This is a genomic window from Pseudomonas sp. CFBP 13710, assembly GCF_014842235.1.
GTDB classification, from domain to species: domain Bacteria; phylum Pseudomonadota; class Gammaproteobacteria; order Pseudomonadales; family Pseudomonadaceae; genus Aquipseudomonas; species Aquipseudomonas baltica.
In genome coordinates this window covers 434,825-457,122 of the sequence record NZ_JACYVJ010000004.1, presented here as the reverse complement: position 1 = coordinate 457,122, position 22,298 = coordinate 434,825, and the positions used below count along the sequence as shown (strand labels likewise).

At 64.1% G+C, this 22,298-nt stretch carries 21 protein-coding genes; 13 read left to right on the top strand and 8 right to left on the bottom strand.

Features of this window, described 5'->3' with window-relative positions; genetic code table 11:
- Positions 1–106 precede the first annotated feature (106 nt).
- Positions 107–1,060, top strand: coding sequence for an adenosine deaminase (locus IFT44_RS13010; RefSeq protein ID WP_192175999.1), 954 nt, complete (start codon positions 107–109; stop codon positions 1,058–1,060).
- Positions 1,061–1,096: 36 nt separating this feature from the next.
- Here the strand turns inward: IFT44_RS13010 and IFT44_RS13005 are convergent, their stop codons facing one another.
- The gene (locus tag IFT44_RS13005) at positions 1,097–1,792 is read right to left on the bottom strand and encodes an ArsR/SmtB family transcription factor (RefSeq protein WP_192175998.1); all 696 of its coding nucleotides are present in this window, start codon (positions 1,790–1,792) and stop codon (positions 1,097–1,099) included.
- Between the two features lie 414 nt (positions 1,793–2,206).
- On the opposite strand from IFT44_RS13005, the gene IFT44_RS13000 reads away from it, so the two are divergent.
- The gene (locus IFT44_RS13000; protein ID WP_122480281.1) at positions 2,207–2,386 is read left to right on the top strand and encodes a hypothetical protein; all 180 of its coding nucleotides are present in this window, start codon (positions 2,207–2,209) and stop codon (positions 2,384–2,386) included.
- On the opposite strand, the gene IFT44_RS12995 is transcribed toward IFT44_RS13000, so the two are convergent.
- Together IFT44_RS12995 and IFT44_RS12990 are read right to left on the bottom strand one after the other, a co-directional pair.
- Positions 2,383–3,576, bottom strand: coding sequence for a multidrug effflux MFS transporter (locus IFT44_RS12995; RefSeq protein ID WP_185795255.1), 1,194 nt, complete (start codon positions 3,574–3,576; stop codon positions 2,383–2,385). The genes IFT44_RS13000 and IFT44_RS12995 overlap by 4 nt on opposite strands.
- A gap of 48 nt (positions 3,577–3,624) precedes the next feature.
- Entirely contained in the window at positions 3,625–3,822 is a 198-nt protein-coding gene (locus tag IFT44_RS12990) for a heavy-metal-associated domain-containing protein (RefSeq protein WP_122480283.1), read from the bottom strand.
- 156 nt (positions 3,823–3,978) lie between these two features.
- Here IFT44_RS12990 and IFT44_RS12985 point away from each other — a divergent pair, with 156 nt between their 5' ends.
- Together IFT44_RS12985 and cueR are read left to right on the top strand one after the other, a co-directional pair.
- Positions 3,979–4,365, top strand: a complete 387-nt coding sequence (locus tag IFT44_RS12985) for a hypothetical protein (protein WP_192059155.1) — start codon at positions 3,979–3,981, stop codon at positions 4,363–4,365.
- A 57-nt stretch (positions 4,366–4,422) separates the two neighbouring features.
- Positions 4,423–4,824 carry a Cu(I)-responsive transcriptional regulator gene (gene cueR / locus IFT44_RS12980; RefSeq protein WP_185795256.1) on the top strand — a complete coding sequence of 134 codons (402 nt, stop codon included), beginning with the start codon at positions 4,423–4,425 and terminating at the stop codon, positions 4,822–4,824.
- Positions 4,825–4,860: 36 nt separating this feature from the next.
- On the opposite strand, the gene IFT44_RS12975 is transcribed toward cueR, so the two are convergent.
- On the bottom strand, positions 4,861–5,754 hold the full coding sequence (locus tag IFT44_RS12975) for a PA4780 family RIO1-like protein kinase (RefSeq protein WP_192059153.1): 894 nt from the start codon (positions 5,752–5,754) through the stop codon (positions 4,861–4,863).
- A gap of 165 nt (positions 5,755–5,919) precedes the next feature.
- Complete coding sequence (locus IFT44_RS12970; protein WP_192059151.1) at positions 5,920–6,702, bottom strand: AraC family transcriptional regulator; 783 nt, start codon at positions 6,700–6,702, stop codon at positions 5,920–5,922.
- 87 nt (positions 6,703–6,789) lie between these two features.
- Between IFT44_RS12970 and IFT44_RS12965 the strand changes: the two genes are divergently transcribed.
- A complete protein-coding gene (locus IFT44_RS12965) occupies positions 6,790–7,821 on the top strand; it encodes a bile acid:sodium symporter family protein (RefSeq protein WP_192175997.1) in 1,032 nt (343 codons plus the stop codon).
- Here IFT44_RS12965 and IFT44_RS12960 read toward each other — a convergent pair.
- Positions 7,808–9,097 (bottom strand): acetyl-CoA C-acetyltransferase, encoded by a 1,290-nt coding sequence (locus IFT44_RS12960; RefSeq protein ID WP_192102946.1) that lies wholly within the window; start codon positions 9,095–9,097, stop codon positions 7,808–7,810. The genes IFT44_RS12965 and IFT44_RS12960 overlap by 14 nt on opposite strands.
- A 131-nt stretch (positions 9,098–9,228) precedes the next feature.
- Between IFT44_RS12960 and IFT44_RS12955 the strand changes: the two genes are divergently transcribed.
- The 7 genes from IFT44_RS12955 (at position 9,229) to IFT44_RS12925 (ending at position 14,363) form a co-directional block, all read left to right on the top strand.
- Positions 9,229–10,569 carry a 3-oxoacyl-ACP reductase gene (locus IFT44_RS12955; RefSeq protein ID WP_192175996.1) on the top strand — a complete coding sequence of 447 codons (1,341 nt, stop codon included), beginning with the start codon at positions 9,229–9,231 and terminating at the stop codon, positions 10,567–10,569.
- A 1-nt stretch (position 10,570) separates the two neighbouring features.
- Entirely contained in the window at positions 10,571–11,437 is an 867-nt protein-coding gene (locus IFT44_RS12950) for a MaoC family dehydratase (RefSeq protein WP_192175995.1), read from the top strand.
- A 54-nt stretch (positions 11,438–11,491) separates the two neighbouring features.
- Complete coding sequence (locus IFT44_RS12945; protein WP_122480292.1) at positions 11,492–11,797, top strand: MazG-like family protein; 306 nt, start codon at positions 11,492–11,494, stop codon at positions 11,795–11,797.
- Entirely contained in the window at positions 11,794–12,543 is a 750-nt protein-coding gene (locus IFT44_RS12940; protein WP_192175994.1) for a methyltransferase, read from the top strand. Before IFT44_RS12945 ends, IFT44_RS12940 begins: the two co-directional genes overlap by 4 nt.
- 20 nt (positions 12,544–12,563) lie before the next feature.
- A complete protein-coding gene (locus IFT44_RS12935; protein ID WP_192175993.1) occupies positions 12,564–13,190 on the top strand; it encodes a DUF4136 domain-containing protein in 627 nt (208 codons plus the stop codon).
- Between the two features lie 18 nt (positions 13,191–13,208).
- Complete coding sequence (locus IFT44_RS12930) at positions 13,209–13,772, top strand: DUF4136 domain-containing protein (protein WP_122480295.1); 564 nt, start codon at positions 13,209–13,211, stop codon at positions 13,770–13,772.
- Between the two features lie 120 nt (positions 13,773–13,892).
- Positions 13,893–14,363, top strand: coding sequence for a prepilin peptidase (locus IFT44_RS12925; protein WP_192059136.1), 471 nt, complete (start codon positions 13,893–13,895; stop codon positions 14,361–14,363).
- Positions 14,364–14,388: 25 nt separating this feature from the next.
- Here the strand turns inward: IFT44_RS12925 and pbpC are convergent, their stop codons facing one another.
- On the bottom strand, positions 14,389–16,797 hold the full coding sequence (gene pbpC / locus IFT44_RS12920) for a peptidoglycan glycosyltransferase PbpC (protein WP_446730951.1): 2,409 nt from the start codon (positions 16,795–16,797) through the stop codon (positions 14,389–14,391).
- A 53-nt stretch (positions 16,798–16,850) separates the two neighbouring features.
- Here pbpC and IFT44_RS12915 point away from each other — a divergent pair, with 53 nt between their 5' ends.
- The gene (locus tag IFT44_RS12915; RefSeq protein WP_122480298.1) at positions 16,851–17,144 is read left to right on the top strand and encodes a hypothetical protein; all 294 of its coding nucleotides are present in this window, start codon (positions 16,851–16,853) and stop codon (positions 17,142–17,144) included.
- 48 nt (positions 17,145–17,192) lie between these two features.
- On the opposite strand, the gene IFT44_RS12910 is transcribed toward IFT44_RS12915, so the two are convergent.
- Positions 17,193–22,094: an alpha-2-macroglobulin family protein gene (locus IFT44_RS12910; RefSeq protein WP_192175991.1), complete on the bottom strand. Its 4,902-nt coding sequence runs from the start codon at positions 22,092–22,094 to the stop codon at positions 17,193–17,195.
- Positions 22,095–22,298: the final 204 nt, after the last annotated feature.

The following is a 22,298-nucleotide window of genomic DNA, read 5'->3' as shown; positions in this document are numbered from 1 at the left end:
GCCGGGCGTCGGCACGAACCTGCCGGTTGGGCCCTCGCGGCTGCGAGTGAAGGGCAATACCTGTAGAATCGGGCACGATTGCACCTGATGAGAGAACGAAAACACCATGTACGACTGGCTCAATGCCTTGCCCAAGGCCGAACTGCACATGCACCTGGAAGGCTCGCTGGAACCCGAGCTGCTGTTCGCCCTGGCCGAGCGCAACAAGATCGCGTTGCCCTGGAATGATGTGGAGGCGCTGCGTGGAGCCTATGCGTTCAATAACCTGCAGGAGTTTCTCGACCTGTATTACCGCGGTGCCGACGTGTTGCGCACCGAGCAGGATTTCTACGACCTGACCTGGGCCTATCTGTTGCGCTGCCAGGCCCAGAACGTCGTACACACCGAGCCGTTCTTCGATCCGCAGACCCACACCGACCGCGGTATCGCCTTTGAAACGGTGCTGGGCGGCATCACTGCCGCACTGAATGACGGCCGTACCCAGCTGAACGTCGACAGCGGGCTGATCCTTAGTTTTCTGCGCCATTTGAGCGAAGACGAGGCGCAGAAGACCCTGGATCAGGCCTTGCCTTTCCGTGATGCGTTCGTTGCCGTGGGTCTGGACAGCTCCGAGATGGGCCATCCGCCGAGCAAGTTCAAGCGCGTGTTCGACCGCGCCCGCGACGAGGGCTTCCTGACAGTCGCCCACGCCGGTGAGGAAGGCCCGCCCGAGTACATCTGGGAAGCCCTGGACCTGCTCAAGATCCAGCGCATCGACCACGGCGTGCGTGCCATCGAGGACGAGCGCCTGATGCAGCGCATCATCGACGAGCAGATTCCACTGACCGTATGCCCGCTCTCCAATACCAAGCTGTGTGTGTTCGATCACATGAGCCAGCACAACATTCTCGACATGCTCGAGCGCGGCGTGAAGGTCACGGTCAATTCCGATGACCCGGCCTATTTCGGCGGCTACGTCACCGAGAACTACCACGCGCTGTACACCCATCTGGGTATGACCGAGGACCAAGCCAAACGCCTGGCGCAGAACAGCCTGGATGCTCGCCTGATCAAGCAATGAGGCCGGCGGGGTCGAACCCCGGCCTCACCCGCCCCATCACATACCCAAGCGACCGATCTCGCTCATGCCCAGACGGGTAACCTGCAGCGTGCGGCTGTCTTCGTTGAGCTTGAGCCAGCCCGACTGCAGGAACAGGGTCAGCAACCCTGCACCCAGTGCGCCGCCGACGTGCGGGCGCTGGGTGCTCCAGTCGCAACAGCTGTGCAGCGGCTGGCGCTCGCGATTGACCAATGCCTGCGTATAGATGCCTTGGCTGGCCAGGCGGCTGCTGCCCAGCGCCGTCACTTCGAGCCGCTGTTCATAGTGTTCGAGCCAGCCGTTCTGGACCATGCGCTGGAACAGGTCGGCCGCCAGCACGCCGCCCAGATGATCACCGCACAGCCGCACCTGATGCAGGGCCTTGGGCGAGCGCGGTTTGGGCACGCTGATGCGCGCCGCCATTCCCGCATTGGCTTGCACCAGCGAGACGCTGGCCAATGCCTCCACCGCCGCCCCTACTTCAGGCTTGGCCAGACGGAAGAAACGCTTGCGCCCACGCGCTTCGAGGGTCAGCAGACCACCTGCCGACAGCCGCGCCAGATGCGCGCCTGCCGACGAGGGCGAGACACCTGCCAGCGATGCCAGCTCGTCGGCGCCTCGCGTGGTGCCGTCGATGAGCGCCCAGAGCATGGCGCTGCGCTTGGGGTCGGCCAGCAATGTGGCGATCCGGCTGATGCAAGGTGTTGGTTGCATGTGTTCACTCCCTGTGGAAACGTTCGTCAATCTGGCAATGGTTGCCGGGGTGATTATATGCACCCCGCCGTTGTACGGAATTGGACGAAAGCGCCGGGGACGAGCATCGAATGCGAGGGGTGTGCAATACCCTGTACTTGTATGGCCCGCCCTTACCGACGGCATTTTCCGGGACGCTTGCTCAAGCGCCCGCAACGCGTCGCTCTGTTGCCTGAAGACCGGTTGGATACATCATTCATTACAGGTTTGACCCCACAGCCGGGGCGGACTTTTCCCGCAATGTCCGTCCTTGCAGACCTACATGATTGTTTGGTTCGCGCTGCCTCGCCGTCAGTCTGACGGGCACCCGATGACACTCGCACGCCCGAAATGAGGACTACACTGGGTCCTCATCTCGAGCCCGAGGACATCGCAATGAAAGTTCTTCTTTCTGAGTTGAAGCAACCACGTGGCAGCTGCTGGCAGGTGCGTATGGACCAGCATGCGGTGTCATTCCGCAGCGAAGCCGAGGCGCGGGCCTTCATCGCCACCCTCGAAGCCCGCTTGCAGGCGCCCCACGGCCTGCCGCAGGCGCGGGGGGCCAGCGCCGGTTAGCGGGCTGTCTGCAGGTCGCGCCGTTGCTGGCAGCGGCGTGTCAGTACTGCCGCACAGACGGCAAGGATGCCGCAGCCAGCGATCACCCAGGCCATCGGCATTGCCGTGCCGTCGTGCAGTAATCCGACCAACGACGCGGCGGCGGCGGCAAGACTGAATTGCAGGCACCCCAACAGCGCCGAAGCGCTGCCGGCGCGTGAGCCCTGCCCGCTCATGGCACACGCCGAGGCGTTGGGGATGATCCCGCCCAGGCTCGCCAGACAGACGAACAATGGGATCAGCAATGGCCACAAGACCGTTGGCCGCAGCGCACTGAGTGCCAGCAGCACAGCACCCGCTGCCATGTACACCCATACGGTGCGTGACAGCAGCAACGCCGGACCGCGGCGCGACAGAAGGCGCGCATTGACCTGCGCCATCAGGATGAACCCTGCGGCATTGCTGCCGAACAGCCAGCCATAGTGTTCGGCAGGTACGCCGTAGAGCTTGATGAATACGAACGGTGACCCGGCGATGTAGGCGAACATGCCGGCCATGGCGATTCCGCCGGTCAGCGCATGCCCCATGAACACAGGGTCCAGCAACAAGCCGCCGTACAGCCTGGGGGCGCCTGCAAGGGGGCGTCTGGGTCTGTCGGCGGGCATGCTTTCCGGCAGGCCCAAGGCGACGGCCAAGGTGCAGGCGGCGCTGAACAGGGTGAGCAGGATGAAGATCCACTGCCAGCCCCAACTGTTGACCAGTACGCCACCGAGCATAGGTGCCAGGATCGGCGCCAGGCCCATGACCAGCATCAGTTGCGAGAACACCTTGGCCGAGCCGACTGCATCGCACTTGTCGCTGACGATGGCGCGGGCCAGCACCATGCCAGCGCAACCGCCCAGGGCCTGGACGAAACGGGCAACGATGAGCCAGTCCAGGGTGGGTGCGAAGGCACAGGCCAGCGAAGCTGCGGTGAACAGCGAAACGCCCACGAGCAGGGGCACCCGGCGACCGAAGCGATCGGCGACCGGGCCGTATATCAGTTGGCCGATCGACAAACCGAGGAAGTAGGCAGCCAGGGTGGTCTGGATGTGCTTTTCGTCGGTGCCGAAGGCAAGTGCCATGGCAGGGAAGCCCGGCAGGTAGAAGTCGATCGCCAGGGGGCCGAATGCGCTGAGCGCCCCCAGGATCAGAATGGTCTTGAAGTTCATCGGGTATTCACTACGTCCTGACAATACAGGCGACGTAGTCTAACCGGGTTACGCGGGTGTCGCGCTGTAGCCTTCTTCGCTGATCAGCTGGACGATTCGCTCGGGCGGCAGGTTGCTGTCGATTTCGACCTTGCCGACTGCCAGGTCGATCTGGACCTGGGCAGCCGGATCCTGAGCGGTGATTGCCTGGGTCACGGCGCGTACGCAGTGGCCACAGGTCATGCCTTGCACGGTGAACTGTTGCATGGGTGATATCTCGCGGGACGGGATTGCGATCATTCTCAACCTTCCCATCGGGGCAAGGTCAAGGTAAAGATCAAGTTCTGCACGGATCGGCCGGGCTGGAATTCCCCGTGCAGCTCGTCCAAGCTGGACGCTTGCCACCCTGCCAGGAGTAACTCGATGCGCCCTACCACTGCATGGCTTTTCGGAATATGTGCCCTGGCAGCGCAGAGCTGTTGGGCCGGTGCCAGTACCGGTCAGCCATACGGCATTCTGATCGTTTCCCGCGAGCGCCTGGAAGTCGCCACGTCCTGCGAGATAGGGGTGTACCTGCAGGACCAACTGGTCGGGCGGCTGTTTCAAGAGCAGGCCACATCGTTCAACCTGCCGCCAGGCCCCGTGTCGGTCGGTTTGCGTCAGCTTCCGGGGCAAACGCCTGGGTGTGCGCCGGGCATGACCGAGTACAAACCGGTAATCGTGACCCTGCAGGCCGGGCAGATTCAGAAATTCCGTATCGCTGCAGGCAGCGCCGGCTTGTACTTGAAGCCCGAGCCACTGGAGTATTGACCTTGCCGGAGGGGCAAGGTTGATACTGGCGCAAACGCATCCGAGGACATTTCGAGCATGAACATTGGCCAGGCCGCCCGTGAAAGCGGCCTCAGCGCAAAGATGATCCGTTACTACGAGTCGATCGGCCTGCTCGCGCCAGCCGTGCGCAGCGACAGCGGCTACCGCCTGTATCAGGCAGCGGACGTGCACACGCTCGGTTTCATCAAGCGCTCGCGCGACCTTGGGTTTTCCCTGGAGGAAGTGGCCAGGCTGCTCACGCTGTGGCAAGACCGCAAGCGTGCCAGCGCCGACGTGAAGCAGCTGGCTCGCCGGCATATCGACGAGCTCGACCGCCGCATCGGCGAGCTGAGCAGCCTGCGCAACACCCTTGAACACCTGGTGGAACACTGTCACGGCGATGACCGCCCGGACTGCCCGATCCTTCAGGAGCTGGCATCCGGGGGCTGTTGCAGCTGACAAGGGGAAAACGGCGTCAGCTGGCAAGCAGGCCGCTTATTGCAACCAGGGCGGAGGCGGTTCTTCCGTTGTCTTGGTCGGCTGGTCATCGGCCTCGCGTGCGGCGCGTCGGCGAATGTCGTCCAGGCGCGCGGCCTCGATTTCACGCATGACCCCGCCCACATCGGCTTCCACTTCTTCCTCTGCGAACTCGCCGGTCAGCACACTGGCCGGGTGCAGTTTGCCTTCTTCGTACAACGCCCACATTTCCTTGGCATAACGCGTCTGGCGAAGCTCGGGAGCGAACCTGCCGAAATAGCTGGCCATGTTGCCGACGTCACGCTCGAGCATGCTGAAGGCATGGTTGTTGCCCGCCGCATCCACAGCCTGCGGCAGATCGATGATCACCGGGCCATCGGGCGTCAGCAGCACGTTGAACTCGGAGAGGTCGCCGTGCACCAGGCCTGTGCACAGCATCAGCACGATCTGGTGGATGAGGAACGCGTGGTACTCGCGCGCCTGGTCCGGTTCCAGCTCGACGTCGTTGAGACGTGGGGCTGCATCGCCGTCGCCGTCGCAGATCATCTCCATGAGCAAGACGCCCTCGAGAAAATCGTACGGCTTGGGCACACGCACACCGGCACTGGCCAGCCGGAACAACGCCGCGACCTCGGCGTTCTGCCAGGCGTCCTCGGTTTCCTTGCGGCCGAACTTGGAGCCCTTGGCCATGGCCCGAGCCTGTCGGCTGTTGCGCACCTTGCGGCCTTCCTGATATTCGGCCGCCTGGCGAAAGCTTCGTTTGTTCGCCTCCTTGTAGACCTTGGCGCAGCGCAATTCCTTGCCACAGCGCACCACATAGACAGCTGCTTCTTTACCGCTCATCAGCGGTCGCAGCACCTCGTCCACCAGACCGTCCTCGATCAGCGGTTCAATGCGTTTTGGAGTCTTCATCAGCTTTTATTCTGGGTCCTTCGTAGCCAAACACGCGAATTCTGGCGGCATCGTCTCACAGCGAGCGCGGCTTGCCGACCCGAGCCTGTAAAAGGATGCAAACAACTCGCCAAGCGGTGGACGATCATAGCGCTTTCGCAGCTGATGGACAGCGGCGCTCATGCATTAAAGCTCGCCCGGGGTGAAACCGAACAGCGCCTTGAACGCTGCGATGAAGGCCGATGTGGATTCGTAGCCGTTGTTCAATGCGGCCGTGGTCACACTGTCACCGTTTTCCAGCGCCTGCAGCGACGACAGCAGCCGCATGCGCTGCCGCCAGGCCCGATAGCTCATGCCGGTTTCGCGCTGGAACAGGCGCATCAGGGTCTTTTCCGACGTCCCCAGGCGATGCGCCCATTGGGTCAGCGTGGTGGCCTGATCGGGGGCGGCAATCAGCTGGTTGCACAACGCCAACAGCCGATGATCCCTGGGCAGGGGCAACGAGAACGCCACCTCGGGCAGGCCTGCCAACTGATCCAGCAATACCTGCACCAGACGTGACTGAGCGGTGTCACCGGCTGGGTAGTCATGGGGCAACTCGCAGAAACCCTTGATCAGTTCGCGTGCCAGCGGGGTGACCTCAAGCACCTTGCAGTGCTCCGTGAGGAAGGGCGACTCTTCTCTGCGCACGTACAGACTGCGCATCTCGGCGCGCATCGAGGTGACGACCTTGTGTTCCACTCCCGCCGGAATCCAGATACCCCACTGCGGCGGCGCGAAGAAACTGCCTTCATCGGTGTGCACGCCGAGGACGCCGCTGATGGCGTAGGAAAACTGCGCCCAATCATGTCGATGGGCGGGCGTCCACGATCCCGCACCCAGGCTTTCGGCACGCGCATACAACGGTCGAGGCAGGCTTGCCAGGGCGGGTATGGGGCGTGGTGACGATGCATGTCCGTTTGGCGGCATTGATTGGCCCTCTGTCGCAAGACGGCAATAGAGTGCCTGAGTTAGCCTGCCGTTCTCAATGTCCATCGACGCACAGGCGATTCATTCATGCACATTCTCAAACACCTCAAGCGCGTGGTAACCGATTGGTTCCTCTGCGGCATGGTGCTGGCAGTCCTGCTGGCCTGGATTTTTCCAAGGTTCGGCGCCACCGGCGGTGCCATGCACGCCGGTCTGGTGACCAATATCGGCGTGTTCGTGGTGTTCTTTCTGCATGGCATGAACCTGTCCAGCGAGCAGATCCGTCACGGATTGAAGAACTGGCGCCTGCATGTGATGGTGCAGGCCTTCACCTTCGTGGTGTTCCCGCTGCTGTGGCTGGCCTGCGACAAGACCCTTGGCGCGTTCATTCCCGGCACCTTGATGGTGGGCTTTCTGTACCTTGCCGCCCTGCCCTCGACCATTTCGTCATCGGTGGCATTGACGGGCAGTGCGGGCGGCAACGTGCCGGCAGCGATCCTCAACGCCAGCCTGTCGAGCGTGCTGGGTATCTTCATCACGCCGTTTCTGTGCGCGCTGGTGGTTGGTGGCGGATCGGGGGGCATCGACCTGGGGGAAACCCTGCTCGACCTGTGCGCCATGCTGCTGTTGCCGCTGGTGCTGGGGCAACTAATGCGGCCGTTGTTCGGCAAATTCTTCGGCCGGCACAAGCGCTACACCAACTTGATCGACAAGGCCGTGATCCTGCTGCTGGTGTATGCCGCCTTCTGCAATTCGATGGTATCGGGGCTGTGGCAGCAGCAGGGCGCATCGGTATTGGCCATGGCCGTGGGCGGGAGCGCCTTGCTGTTGGCGCTGATCCTGCTGCTGACCACACGCACCGCCAAACTGCTGGGCTTCAGCCACGCCGACAAGGTGGCCGCCGTGTTCTGCGCCAGCAAGAAGTCATTGGCGGCGGGAGCACCGATGGCGGCGCTGATCTTCGGCAGCAACCCCGGACTGGGCTTGATTCTGCTGCCGATCATGATCTATCACCCGCTGCAGCTGATCGTGTGTTCGATCATGGCGGAAAACTATGCCAACCAACTGCGTGTGGAAGCGACCAGCGTGCCCGTGGACGCAACCGTCAGCGCTCGATGATTGCCGTGACGCCCTGGCCACCGGCTGCGCAAATCGAAATCAGGCCTCGACCGCTGCCTGCGTTGTCCAGAAGCTTGCTCAGGTTGCCGAGGATGCGCCCACCGGTGGCCGCGAACGGGTGCCCTGCCGCCAGTGAACTGCCCTTGACGTTGAGGCGGCTGCGGTCAATCGAACCCAGCGGCGCATCCAGGCCCAAGCGCGTGCGGCAGTAGTCTGCATCCTCCCAGGCCTTGAGGGTGCAGAGCACTTGTGCGGCGAAGGCCTCATGTATTTCGTAGTAATCGAAATCCTGGAGGCTCAAGCCGTTGCGCGCCAACAGCCGCGGAACCGCGTAGACCGGCGCCATCAGCAGCCCTTCCTGCCCCCCCACGAAGTCCACTGCAGCGGTTTCCCCATCGCGCCAGTACGCCAACACCGGCAGCCCGCGCTCCCTGGCCCAGGCTTCGCTGGCCAACAGCACCACCGACGCGCCGTCGGTCAAGGGCGTGGAATTGCCTGCCGTGAGCGTGCCCTGCCGGTTTTTCTCGAACACGGGCTTGAGCGCCGAAAGTTTTTCCAGGGTCAGGTCGGGACGCAGATTATGGTCGCGGACCAGCCCGCCGAATGGCGTGGTGAGATCGTCCTGCCAACCTTGCGCATAGGCGGCGGCCAGGTTCTGGTGACTGCGCAGCGCCAGCTCATCCTGTTCGTGACGCGGGATGTTCCAGTGCTGCGCCATCAGCTCGCAATGCTGCCCCATCGACAGACCGGTGCGCGGCTCGCCATTGCGCGGCAGTTCGGGCCGCAAATGCTGCGGCCGCAGTTGCAGCAATGCCTTGGCCCGTTCGCCGAGCGATTTGGCCCGATGCGTCTGCAACAGGATCTGACGCAAGCCTTCATCGACCGCGATGGGCGCATCGGATGCACTGTCGACACCGCCGGCAATGCCGCATTCGATCTGGCCCAAAGCAATCTTGTTGGCCACCAGCAGCGCGCTTTCCAGACCTGTGCCACACGCTTGCTGAACATCGTAGGCGGGCGTTTGTGCCGACAGCCGCGAGCCCAGTACGCTTTCACGGGTCAGGTTGAAATCGCGGGAATGCTTGAGCACCGCACCGGCCGCGACCTCACCCAGGCGCAGGCCGTGCAGACCATAACGTTCGATCAGGCCTTCGAGTGCGGCCGTGAGCATGGCCTGATTGCCGACTCGGGCGTAGGGCCCGTTGGCGCGAGCGAACGGGATACGATTGCTGCCAACGATGGCAACCCGGCGCACCGTATGCGTGTCTAGGTTCATGTCGAACCTCCTGGATTGAAAGGCGGAAGCGAGATTCCGGGTCGAGCATGATGCATGGCACGGGGCCCGGGCGAACGACGCGCGCCTTGCCGTGGTCCACACTTTGAACCCTTTGAACCGGAGCACGTTCCATGTCCGATCGATATATCGACTTCGCCAACTCCGACCTCGGTCGTCGCCTGGTAGGGGCCATCGGCCTGCCTTTGCCGGCACGCCTGGAGCGCTGGCAAGGCGGACGGTTGCGACCGGTAGAAGGTGCTCTGCTGCTGGGCGGCGGCGGGCTCGCCGACAAGGTGGCAAGCTTCGCTTCGCGCTTGACCGACACCGCGTACGGCGCCGCCGACCTGCCGAGCTGGACCGCTGGCCTGGGGCCCAAGCTCAAGGCCGTGGTGTTCGACGCCAGCGAGATCGTCGATGGTACCCAGCTGGCACGCTTGCGCGAATTCTTCCAGCCGGTGATCAAGAGCCTGGACCACAACGCGCATATGGTCATTCTGGGACGCAACCCCCGCGACCTCGAAGACCCTGAAGCACACATCGCCCAGCGCGCCGTGGAGGGTTTCAGCCGGTCGCTGGCCAAGGAGTTGCGCAACGGTGGCACCTTGCAGCTGCTGTACGTCGCGCCTGACGCCGACGAACAGCTGGAAGGTGCGTTGCGCTTCTTCCTTTCGCCCAAGAGTGCGTTCGTGTCGGGCCAGGTGCTGTCGCTGCAGGCCAGCGCCCGCCAGGTCACTGACTGGACCCGCCCGTTGGCAGGCCGCAAGGCGCTGGTCACCGGCGCCGCACGCGGCATCGGTGCGTCGATCGCGGAAACCCTGGCGCGCGACGGCGCCGAAGTGATCCTGCTCGATGTGCCCCAGGCACGCCATGACCTTCAAGCGCTGGCGGCACGGCTGGGCGGTCGCACGATAGACCTGGACATCTGCGCCGACGACGCTGCAAGCCAGCTGATCGCCGCGCTGCCGGAGGGAATCGACATCGTGGTGCACAACGCCGGCATTACCCGCGACAAGACCCTGGTCAACATGACACCCGACTATTGGGACTCGGTGCTCGCGGTCAACCTGCTCGCTCCGCAACGGCTGACCCAGGCGCTGTTCGACAGCGGCACGCTGCGCGATGACGGGCGCGTGGTACTGCTTTCCTCGACGTCAGGGATTGCCGGCAACCGTGGGCAGAGCAACTATGCCGCGAGCAAGGCCGGACTGATCGGCCTGGCGGAAGCGTTCGCCGCCAGGCTGGCCACGCGCGGTGCGACCATCAACGCCGTGGCCCCTGGCTTCATCGAAACCGGCATGACGGCGCAGATGCCCTTTGCCCTGCGCGAAGCCGGGAGGCGCATGAGCTCACTGGGCCAGGGTGGCCAACCGCAGGACGTTGCCGAGGCCGTTGCCTGGCTGGCGCAGCCCGGCAGTGGTGCGGTCAATGGCCAAGTGCTGCGCGTGTGCGGCCAAAGCATTCTGGGGGCCTGACATGGCAATCCACTGGCAGACTTTGGCACGCAATCCCGACCTGCCCAGCGCCTATCTGAAAGCAGCGCTCAACCGCAAGATCACTGGTGAGCGTCTGCCTGAGCTGGGCCTGCGTTGCAGTCTGTCGGCAGACCCACGACACCTGGCGGCCTACCGCGAACTGTGCGGGTTCGGCGAAGGCGGCATGCTGCCGGCCACTTACCCGCATGTGCTGGCGTTTGCCTTGCAGATGCGCTTGATGACCGATAAAAGCTTTCCGTTTCCCCTGCTGGGCCTGGTGCACCTACGCAACCGCATTCAGGTGTTGCGGCCCTTGGGCGGGGTGGCCGGTGTACGGGTCAGCGTGCATGCGCAGAACCTGCAGCGCCATGAAAAAGGCGTGACGTTCGATCTGGTGACCCAAGTCGATGACCCCTTGGGGCCGCTGTGGCAGGAACACAGCACCTTTCTGTGTCGCCATGCCAGAATCGAAGGCCTGCAAGAGCCCGTGCACGCTCCTGCCCAGCATCAGGACCAGGCTCTGATGGAGGTGCATCGCTGGTATGCGGCGGCGGACACCGGACGCCGTTACGCACGCGTCTCCGGCGATTACAACCCGATCCATCTGAGCGCCCTGAGCGCGCGTCTGTTCGGCTTTCCCACTGCCATTGCCCATGGCATGTGGAGCCTGGCGCAAAGTGTGGCAGCCCTGCGCGAACGCCTGCCGTTGAGCAATTACCAACTGGCGGTGGAATTCCACAAACCGGTACGCCTGCCCAGCGAGTTGATCTTGCGCGCCAGCGCTGCAGGGCTCGGCGGGCAGTTGGCATTGCATGGGCGCGACGAGCTGTTGCACATGAGCGGCACCTGGGGACCTCTGGCTCTGTAGCTATTGCGTTCGGCAAAGTTCGGCTTGAAGCTATGCGCCTTCAGGAGCTTTGCAATGAACCTAGACGCACTTACCCAACGCCTCCACCAGATACGCGAAAACAACGATTGGCGGCGCTTTCACAGCCCGAAGAACCTCGCAATGGCGGCCAGCGTGGAAATGTCCGAGCTGCTGGAAATCTTCCAGTGGCTGACCGAAGACCAGTCACGACAACTGTCGGCCGAGCAGCTCGAACATGCCGGCCAAGAAGTCGGTGACGTGGTGCTGTACCTGTTGCTGCTGTGCAGCGAACTGGGCCTGGACATGGACCAGGTGGTACGCGCCAAACTCGCTGACAGCGAGCGGCGGTTCGCTCGATGAACGATCGCCATTTCGATCAACTGGCGACCCGCTTTGCCGAAAAGATCTATGGCGGCGCCAAGGGCGCGATCCGCCTTGCCGTGCTCCAGGCCGACCTGCGCGAAGCCCTGCCTCAGCGCTCCCTGCGCGTGCTGGACATTGGCGGCGGCCTGGGCCATATGGCCTTGTGGCTGGCCGAGCAAGGTCACCAGGTCACCTTCAGCGAACCGGCCGAACCGATGCTCGAGGGCGCGCGCGCGCGCTTCGCGGCAGCGGGCCAGAGCGCCACGTTCATCCAGGCGTCCTGGCAGCAGCTGCCCGCGCTCGGATTGCCCGCATTCGACCTGGTGATCTGCCACGCCGTGCTGGAATGGCTGGCCGAGCCCCATGCCATTCTGCCCGTCCTGCATTCGCTGACTGCCGCCAACGGCTGGCTGTCATTGGCGTTCTACAACCGCGATGCGCTGGTTTACCGCAATCTGCTCAAGGGTCACTTTCGCAAACTGAACAGCAATGAACTGGCAGGCGAAAAGCAGAGCCTTACGCCTCAGCAGCCATTGGACCCGCGCGAACTGGCCGCGCAACTTGACGGCGCTTGGCGTGTCGAATCCAGAAGCGGTGTGCGCGTGTTCCACGACTACATGCCCATCGATTTCCAGAAGCGCGCCGACTTGGAACAACTGGTGACAATGGAGCTTGCCCATCGGCGACATCCGGCGTTTGCCGGTCTGGGTCGCTACCTGCACTGGATCTGCCGCCCCGCTTGACCGGTATTTCGGAGACTGCCATGCGTCGCCTGTCCCTATCCGCTGTTTGCCTGACCCTGGCGGCCTGCCAGAGCACCAATCCCTATGTCGCCAGCTCCAGGCCCCTGCCACCTGCCCCCCCGCAGGCAGCGCAGACGTTCGATGCCAGTGCCTACCCCGCGCCTCCGCGCGACTATGCCCGGTATCGCAATTGGGCCTGGGCCAACGGGCAGCTACCGGCCGGAACCAGTTGGGCGGACTCTGCGCAGATCGCCGAAGCGGTCAGCAATGCCCTCGACCAGCGCGGCTTGCGCCCCCAACGCAGTGGCGACAACGCCGACTTGCGGGTCGGCACCAGCCTGCGCATGGAAACCCGCCTGCAACAAACCCGCGACGATGTCGGCTACGGTGCCGGCTACGGACGCGGTTACGGCGGCTATGATCGCTACGACCGCTATGGCGGCTATGGCGGCTATGGCAGCTATCCGGTGGTACGCACCTACCAGATCCAGGTGATGGTGGTGCGCATCGACCTGTTCGACGGCAAGAGCGGCCAGCCCGTCTGGAGCGCAAGTGCTGAAACCAGCAGCCAGGGCAGCCTGAGCGATCGTAACGAGGCGTTACGCAACGCTGTGCAAAAAGCGCTGACGGCTTATCCTCCGTCCTGACCCACAGGAGATTTCACCATGTTGCGTCGCCTTGCCGTTCTACCGCTGGCGCTGTTGCTGAGCGCCTGTCAAACCCCTCGAGTCAATCATGATTTCGATGCCAGCCGTGACTTCGCGGCCTACCGCAGCTGGGCCTGGAAAGAGCCGGCGGTGCAATATCGGCCGGACGATCCACGGGTGCGCAGCGACCTCACCGAGCAGCGCATCCGCCAGGCCGTGAGCAGTCAGCTCGACCAGCGTGGACTGCGCCCAGCGGCTGCCGGTGGCCGTGCCGACGTCACGCTGCAAGCCTACTTGATCGTCGACAACCGTCAGCAGCAGGTCACCACCAATTATGGCGGTGGCTGGGGTGGGGGCTACTGGGGTCCGTATTGGGCCTCGCCCGCCATGAACGAAACACGCAGCGTCGATTACAAGGTCGCGACCCTGCAGCTGGACATGCTCGATGCACGGGACGGCAAGCTGGTGTGGCGCGGCAGTACCGAGCAACTGGTCAACGACAATGCCGTTTCGCCGAGCGAGCGCAGCACTGTCATCCAGAAGGCGGTGAACGACATCCTGTCCACCTACCCGCCTCGCTGAGCCTGCCGCCAGCAGCAAAAAAAGTGTCGCAGCAACCCCATCGTCAGCGTCAGGCGTCTAATCTGAAACACAAGGTCTGTTTCAGAAGTGAGCCACTGCCGTATTCAAGTGGGTGCTGCCATGCCAAGTCTCGTTCTTCTCCTGTGGTTTACCCTGTGCGCCGAGCAGGACATCCGGCACCGGCGCATCGCCGACAAACTGACCGTCGGCGCAGGGGTGCTGGCGCTGGTGTGCCTGTTCGCCACCGGGCATACCTGGATCGGCTCGAGCATGGTCGAGGCGGCCGCAGCGCTGGTATTGAGCATGGCGTTGACCTTGCCTGGCTACCTCAATGGCCGCCTGAGCTGTGGCGAGGTCAAGCTGCTCTGGGCATTGGCGCTGGCTTCGGACAGCAGTCACCTGGTTGGCACGCTGATCGGCGGTATCGTGGCCCTGGTGCTGTGGGTCTTCGTGTCACCGATGATCTGGTACCGCTTGAGCATTCGCTATAGGCGCAAGGTGGAGTACCTGAACCCCGAGTCGGCAGCCGTGCTGCCGCTCACCCCGTTTCTGCTGGCAGGGTTCGTGCAGACATTGTTCTGGCTGAGCTGATATGCCGGGTTGGCATCCGACAGGCTCAGTCCACCACGGTCAGCTCGGCCCTGGCAGTCTGCCCCGCCTCGTCCAGCACCGTGACCTGATAACGTCCCGTGCGCTCGAACACCGCGTTCAGGCCAGTGCCCTGCGCACTGCTTTGCTGGGGCATGCCATTGATGAACCACCAACGCTGCCCCTGCCCGCCGAGCGTTTCGAGGTGTATCCGCAGCGGGCCGGCATCGGCGGCCGGATGGCGCAGCCGATCACCGCTGCGCACGCCGACGATCGACAAGGGTGCCATGGCCGGCAACGGTGGCGCGGGGCATTGTGGATCCGAGTCCGGCACCCGCATCCGGCGATGTTCGGCCTTGGCCAGCCAGGGTTCGAGTGCGGCCGGCCACAGGGCGATGGAGCGTGCCTGGGCGCCGGGGCAGGAGGCACTGGTGCGCAGCCCTGCAGGCGAGAGCCAGACCTGTTCCTGCAGCCCGGTACCCAGCGGTTGGTCCAGCGCCTGCAAAGTGGGCGGGATGGTCTTGTCCAGTGTCCAGGCAAAGCGCTGGCGCCGACAGTTGGGGTCGCGGCGATCCAGTGCTTGACCCAGCGGCCAGCATATCGCAGCCACGCCGACGCTGGACGGTACGCGCTGGACAGGCGTCGAGATGGCCCGCTGCGCATCGCGGTTGCTCAGGACGTCGTGTACCTGCAGCATCAACGGCGCGGCCGAAGCCAGGCCGAACTGGCCGGGTACCGGGGTGCCATCCGGGCGACCGATCCATATTCCGATCAGATAACGCGGCCCGATGCCGATCGACCAGGCGTCACGAAAACCGTAACTGGTACCGGTCTTCCAGGCCAGCGCCGGACGCTGGACGAGTTCGGCGTGCAGGTCTTGATCCGGGCGTGCCTGCCCGCTGAGGATGCGCCGCACGATCCACGCCGCGCCCGCCGACATCATCGGCCGCTCGCGCAGTACATCCTGCGGTTGCCAACGCAGTGAGGCACTGTTGCCGCTGCGGGCGAAAGCACTGTAGGCGGCGACCAGATCGTCGAGCCGACTGCCCATCCCGCCCAGGATCATCGCCAGGTTGGGCTCGGCGGCCACGGGCCAGCTCAGGTGCAGGCCGCCGTTGCGCAACTGCGCGGCAAAGCGCTTGGGACCCAGCGCCTCGAGCACCTGCACCGCTGGCAGATTGAGCGACAGGGCCAGCGCCGAACTGGCCGCGACCGGACCGCTGAACCCTGCGGAAAAATTGCCGGGGCGGTAATCACCGTAGCGGCGCGGGACATCCTGCAACAGAGACTCGGAGTGAATCAGGCCGGCATCCATGGCCATGCCGTAAAGAAACGGCTTGAGCGTGGAGCCTGGCGACCTGACAGCACTGACCATGTCGACGTGACCGAAGCGCCGGTCATCGGCCAAGTCCACCGAGCCCAGGTAGGCACGCACGGCCATGGTCTGCGCATCCACCACCAGGATGGCCGCCGAGGTTCGCTCGGGCAGCCGCGCACGCCAGCCCAGCAGCAGGTCTTCCAGGCGCCGTTGCAGGCTGGCGTCGATCAAGGTGTGGATGAGCGGCGGGCTGTCGTTGCGGTTCAGGCGCCTGGCCAGCAATGGCGCCAACGCCGGCTCCTGGCGCGGGGCCAGCAACAAAGGCTCCTGTTGTGCTTCGCGTAACTGTGCAATGGGCCACACGCCGTGCTCGGCCATGCGCTTCAGCACTTTGTTGCGAGCGGCTTGCGCCTGCTGCGGATGGCGGTCGGGACGCAGGCGGCTGGGCGCTTGGGGCAACACCGCCAGCAAGGCGGCTTCGCTCCGGGTGAGCTGCGCAGGCGACTTGCCCAGATACGCCCAACTGGCCGCCGCCACACCCTGCAAGGTGCCGCCGAATGGCGCGCGGTTCAGGTACAGCGTGAGAATCTGCGTCTTGCTCAGGTGCCACTCCAGCTGCGCGGTTCGCCATAACTGATGCAGTTTGCCGGAGAAGGTCCGTGAATGCGGATCGAGCAAGCGCGCCACCTGCATCGACAACGTACTGCCGCCCGACAACACCCGACCGCCGCTGAGGTTGAGCCAGGCAGCACGAGCCAGTGCCAGCGGGTTGACCCCTGGATGCTGGTAGAACCAGCGGTCCTCGTAGGTCAGCAAAGCTTCGAGATAATAGGGCGAAACCTGGTCCACGCTGACCGGATATCGCCATACCCCTTCGGCATCGGCGAAACGCCACAGCGGTGTGCCGTCCTCGGCAAGTACCACGCGCGCCAGATCATCCCGGGGCAACGGTAGTGGCCAGAGGCGATCGGCCAGCCACAGAAGAACGACCGGCACACAAATCGCCAACAGCGCACGGCGCATGAATCTGCCTCGACGCGTTTTCGGAAAAACTGCAAAGCTGCGGCTCAAGTGCGCCAACCTTGCTGGCGCTGTCGGGAACTTGGTTCGCTGGCGCATGGCCAAAGGGGGCACAATGGCATGAATGCCACTAACCGAATCAGGACGCAACTATGCATGTAGAAGGCTTTTTCGAGTGGCTGGGGCAGGCCCTGGGCGCAATCATTCGCTGGGTGGTAGACAGCCTGAGCTGGCTGTTCAGCCTGCTCGGCAACGCGGGCGGAAATTTCGTCGACGGCCTGTCGAGGACCCTGGGCATGGACACCAATGTCGTTACCATCGCCGCGTTGATCGTCGGCTTGCTGTTCCTGTACTCCGCCGTCCGGGCTTTCATGCGTGCATCGATCATCATGGGTGTCATCTGGGCCGTACTGGGCCTGTGGTTGCTGAGCTGGATCATTCAGTGAGCCATGGGTCGAATGGCAAGGGCAGCCGTTCGCTGCCCCTGCCCGGCCTCACCTCGGGCGTACCGTCAGGTCCGCTGGCGTAGCACCGACAGCCTGCCAGTTGGGCCGGTACATCGATTCCACCTGCGGTGGCGGTACCTTGTAGATACCCGGCGTTACCGCACGCGCCAGATACAGCAGGTGGGTGCTGCCATAACCATCGAGCTTGAGTGCGGCCACGTAGCGGTCATCGCGAAACTCCTGATGCTGCAGATTGGCGTTTTGCATCGACTCACGCCACTGCCGGACGCTGCTGCTGGCGTTATCCAGGCTGGCGGCACTTTGCGCCAGGTTCTGGTTTTCGATTTCCAGGCCAGCGGGCAGCAGGTCGACGACCAGGGCATCGGGCACGCGCTGCTTGGCGCCCACCACCAGATGCACCAGCACCAGCTCGCCACTCTTGAGGGTATCGAGCTTGAGCGGCTCGCCGTCCAGGCCCAGGTATTGGCGACGGATCGACAGATTGTCTTGCTGCGGCGCCGGCGGCCGTACCGGATAGCCCGACAGCGTCACCTGCTGATACAGCGGCTGTTGTGCCTGGCTGGTAACGGTGAGCGACTCGGACAGCGCGCCGTCCGCCAGTTTCAGCGCCGGCTGGGCGTCACTCAACAGGTGACTGACGTCGGCGCTTTGTACCTGGGCAGTCCAGGCCTGCTCGGGCAAGGCCAGCGCATTGCGACCGGCCAGATACAAGGCATTGCGCTCCTGGGTCGATAGCCAACTGCTGCTGGCGAGCATATCCGAGAGGGTGAACAGGCGCTCTTCGAGTGTGGCTTTGCTCAGATCGTTCTCCTGCAGCAAGGCCAGGATCAACGCCTGGTCACGTAGCGGGCTGCCATAGTCGCCGAGCCAGTCGCTGTCGTTGCGTGCTGCCGCCAGACCGGCTTGCAGTACCTGATCGGCACGGGGCTGATCACCCATTTTCTGCAGGGCGATCGCCAATTGCACCAGTGGCAGGCCCGAGCGCGCATCGCTGCGCCGTTCGAACAGGCTGCGCAGTGCGCCTAGCGGTGCCTGTTGGCTACGCGCCAGCACCAGGCCGGCATAGGCCTGGACCGCAAAGCGGGTGTGGTCGAGATTGTCGCTGTAGTCAGCCTCGATCAAATCGCGCTCCTGCAGATAGCGCAACAGTCGCTCGCTGGCTTTCTTCACGGGCTCGGGCGGTACGGCGTAGCCCTGATCACGGGCACGCAGGAGGAAATCGGTCACGTAGGCAGTCAGCCAGTACTCTTCCTCGCCATCCGCACCCCACAGGCCGAAGCTGCCGTTGTAGCGCTGCATGCCCAGCAGCCGCTCGATACCGATGTCCATCTTGCGCGTGCGCTCGGCGTCGGTGTTGCTTTCCACACCTAGCTTTTTCAGGCTGGCGGCATCGGAATACAGCGACGGATAGAGGCCACTGACGGTCTGCTCGAGGCAGCCGTAGGGGTACGCCTTGAGCGCCTTGATCTGCTCGCCGATGTTCAGCGGCGGCCGGTTCGACAGGCTGAGCAGGGCTTCGCGCCCAGCGGGCTCGAAGGGCGACAGGGCACCGGCGGGAAGCGTCCAGGGCTGATCCTTGAGCACGTTGCGCAGATGCCTGACCAACGCCGGATAGGCGGGACGCACGCCCAGGGTCCAATCCCGGGTAATGGCAGGCAAGGTTTCGCCGGGGAGGTTCAGGCCGTCGATCCGTACCTTGATGTGCCCTTGGCCCAACCCGCCCGTAGCCTGTACCTGCACGTGCAGGGTCTGACGTTGCCCCTTGGCCAGTTGCAGCGGTTGCCGGGGGGCGTCCAGCAGGGTCAACGGGCCGTCTGCGCTCACCTGCACGGTCAGGGTTTGCGCTCGTTCGGTGAGGTTGGTGATGTCGAGCGCAATGCGGGCCTGGTCGCCACCGGCCAGGAAGCGCGGCGCGGACAGTTCTGCAACCAGCGGCGCGGCGACCACCGTGCGCGCCTCGGCCATGCCGAAGCGATCATCGGTCCAGGCCTGGGCCATCACGCGCAGTTCGCCGTTGAAGTCCGGGATATCGAGGGTCATCTGCCCCTCGCCTTGCTCGTTCAACGTCACCGGAGCGCTTTGCAACGCAACGATGGTGACGCTGGTCTGCGGGCGCTTGCCGCCCTTGGCCAAATCGGCCGCGTCGCCACCGAACGCCAGGCTGGCCAGCCGGCCCTGCCCCGCTTCGATCAACTGCCCATAGATATCCAGTTGGTCGACGCCATAGCCCTTGCGGCCGAACAGCGCAGCGAAAGGATCGGGGGTGGCGTACTGGGTGATATTGAGGATACCTACGTCCACCGCCGCCAATAGCACATGGGCCTGACGTGGGATGCTGCCGTCGCTGTTGCGGGCCGTCACCTTGACCGTGAGGGGCTGCTGCGGGCGCATGCTCGCAGGCGCGTCGAGAGTCACCGCCAGCTTGCGTGGGGCGCGATCGAGCGGCAGGTGCAGCAGGCCGACCGCACGCTTGGGGGTGACGTTGGCCTTGCGTTCGCCGGGGCGGACCACCAGCGCGCTGATGTAGAGGTCATGGCGGGCCCATTTCGGATCGACCTTGATGTCGAAGGCCTTGCCTTCGGCGGGTACGTCGATCTCCTGCCACCACAAGGGGCCCTCGGCGGACTCCACCAGCAGATAGCCGGTACCGGCGGCGGGCGGCGTCACTGTCACCCTGGCCGTATCGCCATCTGCGTAGTGGGGTTTGTCCAGGGCGAGCTTGACCTGATCGGGGCGTACCGCGCCGCCTTCGGTGTTGTCCTGCCAGCTGTAGCCGGCCCAGAAACGCAGGCTGCTGACCAGCCCGGTTTGCGGATCTTCGACCTCGACCCGGTACGGCCCCCACTCAACGGGAAAGCTGACCTTGGCGGTGCCACCCTCGGCAACTGCAACGGTTTCCTCGCTCAGGTTCAGGTATTTTTCGTTGTAGTTGTAGCTCCAGCCGTCGCTTTCGGAGTAGTTCCAGTAGTAATCGCGACGCTCGCGCACCAGGCGTACCTTGAGAGCATCGGCAGCCAGCTTGCGACCCTGAACGTCGGCGACGAGCAATTCGAACTCGGCCGGTCCATCGCCGTCCACGTTCTCGCCTTCGAACGTTCCTCGCACACCGGGCAGGCGGTCCGCAGGCCATACCGGTTGCACCAGGCGACGGGTGATGGGCCGGCCACCGGATTCCTGCAGGCTGGCTTGCAGCACGACCTGCAGCGGGGACCTGGTTTCGCTCCAGCGGCTGTCGATGGCCAGAGTCGCCCTGCCTTGCGCGTCGAGGGTGGTCTCGTCCAGCTCCAGGTCCTGACTGAGCTCGCCTTCGGTCAGCGAGCCGAACTGGAACCCGGGCAGCGTCGACACCGCTTCGCGCAGCGGACGCACGTAAACCTGGCCGCTCAAACGATTGCCCGCAGCCGGCGCGCCGTACAGATAGCGGCCGGTCACCTCGACAGCCAGCGCATCGGCGGGCGCGATGGGCGTGTCCGCGCCCTTGAGGTCCAGCGCCATGCGCTCGGGGAGAAAATCTTCCACCTGGAATTCGTGAACCTGAGGCTTGCCGTCGCCCAGGTCGAGCAGCAGTTGCCAGCGCCCGGTCGGCGCTTCGCCAGCCAGTGGCAACTGGTACTGATACAGGCCGGAGGCGTCTGGCTGCCAGACGAATTTGCGACTGAGCTGGTCGTCCGGGCGGCGCACCTCGACGCTTACCGGTTGCGGTTTGACCGGGTGCCCGTCGTTGTCGCGCAACAGGGCATTGAGCAGCACGGTTTCACCGGGACGGTAGAGGTCTCGCGGACCGAACACGAAAAACTGCAACGGGTGTGCCTTGGCTCCGGCGATGTCGAACTCGGCCAGATCCAGTGCCGCAGTGTTCAAGCGCAGCAGGCTGGTCTGGTCGCCCTGATGCGCCAGCAATACTTCGGCTTTCACCGGCGAGGCGAGTTCGGCATGGCCGGCGGCGTCGGTCTTGCCTTCGCCGATGACCCGGCCCTGGGCGTCGAGCAACTGCAGGCTGACGTCGGCCAAGGCCTTGCCGCCCTCCAGGGCCTGGGTGAATACATCCATGCGGTCGGCATAGCGATGCACGGACAGGCCGATATCGCTGAGGGTGAACAACGTCGCCGGCTGCGCATAGTCGTAGCTGCCGGAGGCACGCATCACCGCCAGATAGACGCCCGGTTGCTGCAATGGCTTGATGCCGCCGAGGGGCAACAGCAGGGTCTCGCGGGTATTGCGTGCGGGATCGAGATCGAAGCGACCCCCGTAGACCAGTTCGGCCATGGGCAACAGCTCGCGCGATTCGTAGCTTTGCAGGCTGCTGTTGCGGCCCCAGCGGCTGAGAAAGGCCGGCAGTTGCTCGGGTCGTACGCGGAAGAACTCGACGTCGACCTTGTCGACATTCAGGGCAATGACCGGCAAGCCTTCGGCCAGCCGGGTGGGCAACAACGAGCCGCGGCTGGCGAAGCCCACGGTGGGTTGCAGGTCTCGGGTTTCAAGACGAACGGTGTGTGGCGCACCCAGGGTGTTCTGGTTCACGGAGAGCAGCCCGGCATCGACCGTGAGCACCAGCTTGCGCTTGGGCTCCAGGTGGCGAAAGCGCAACTCCATGAGGTTGTCGGACAGTTCCCAGGCGCCGTCCAGCTTGCCGCGGGTGCTGTCGACCAAGTGAACCTTGTCGGCGAAGTTCTGCTTGGGATCCAGCGGTGCGGTGAAGGTCACTGAAAGGGTGCTGGCACCGTCCAGCTGGACTTCGGAGGCGTCGGCTACGGCGAGTTCACGGCCCTTGTAGCGTTGCGCCAGGGCCGGCAGATCGACGCTCGCCGCAGGCTTGGGCACCGCATTCACGGCAGCAGGGGGCGAGGGCTCGGCAGGTTTCTGCGATGTCGATGAATCGCACCCGCCAAGCAGGGCCAGGGCGCAGGCCAGAAACAGTCCTTTGTTCAATTCGAGGTACCCAAGGCAGTGAAAAGCAAGGCTGGGAATATATATCAATATTGATGGTTTCGTGGCCGGGGTTACCGGCTGAGACAAGTGTAGTGAAGTGTGTAGGGTATACCGCGCGGATTCCTTCGCGGCCACGGACCGCTCCTACAAGGATTGCGATCATCCTGTGGGAGCCGTCATCGGCTGCGAAATGAGCGCTGCGGT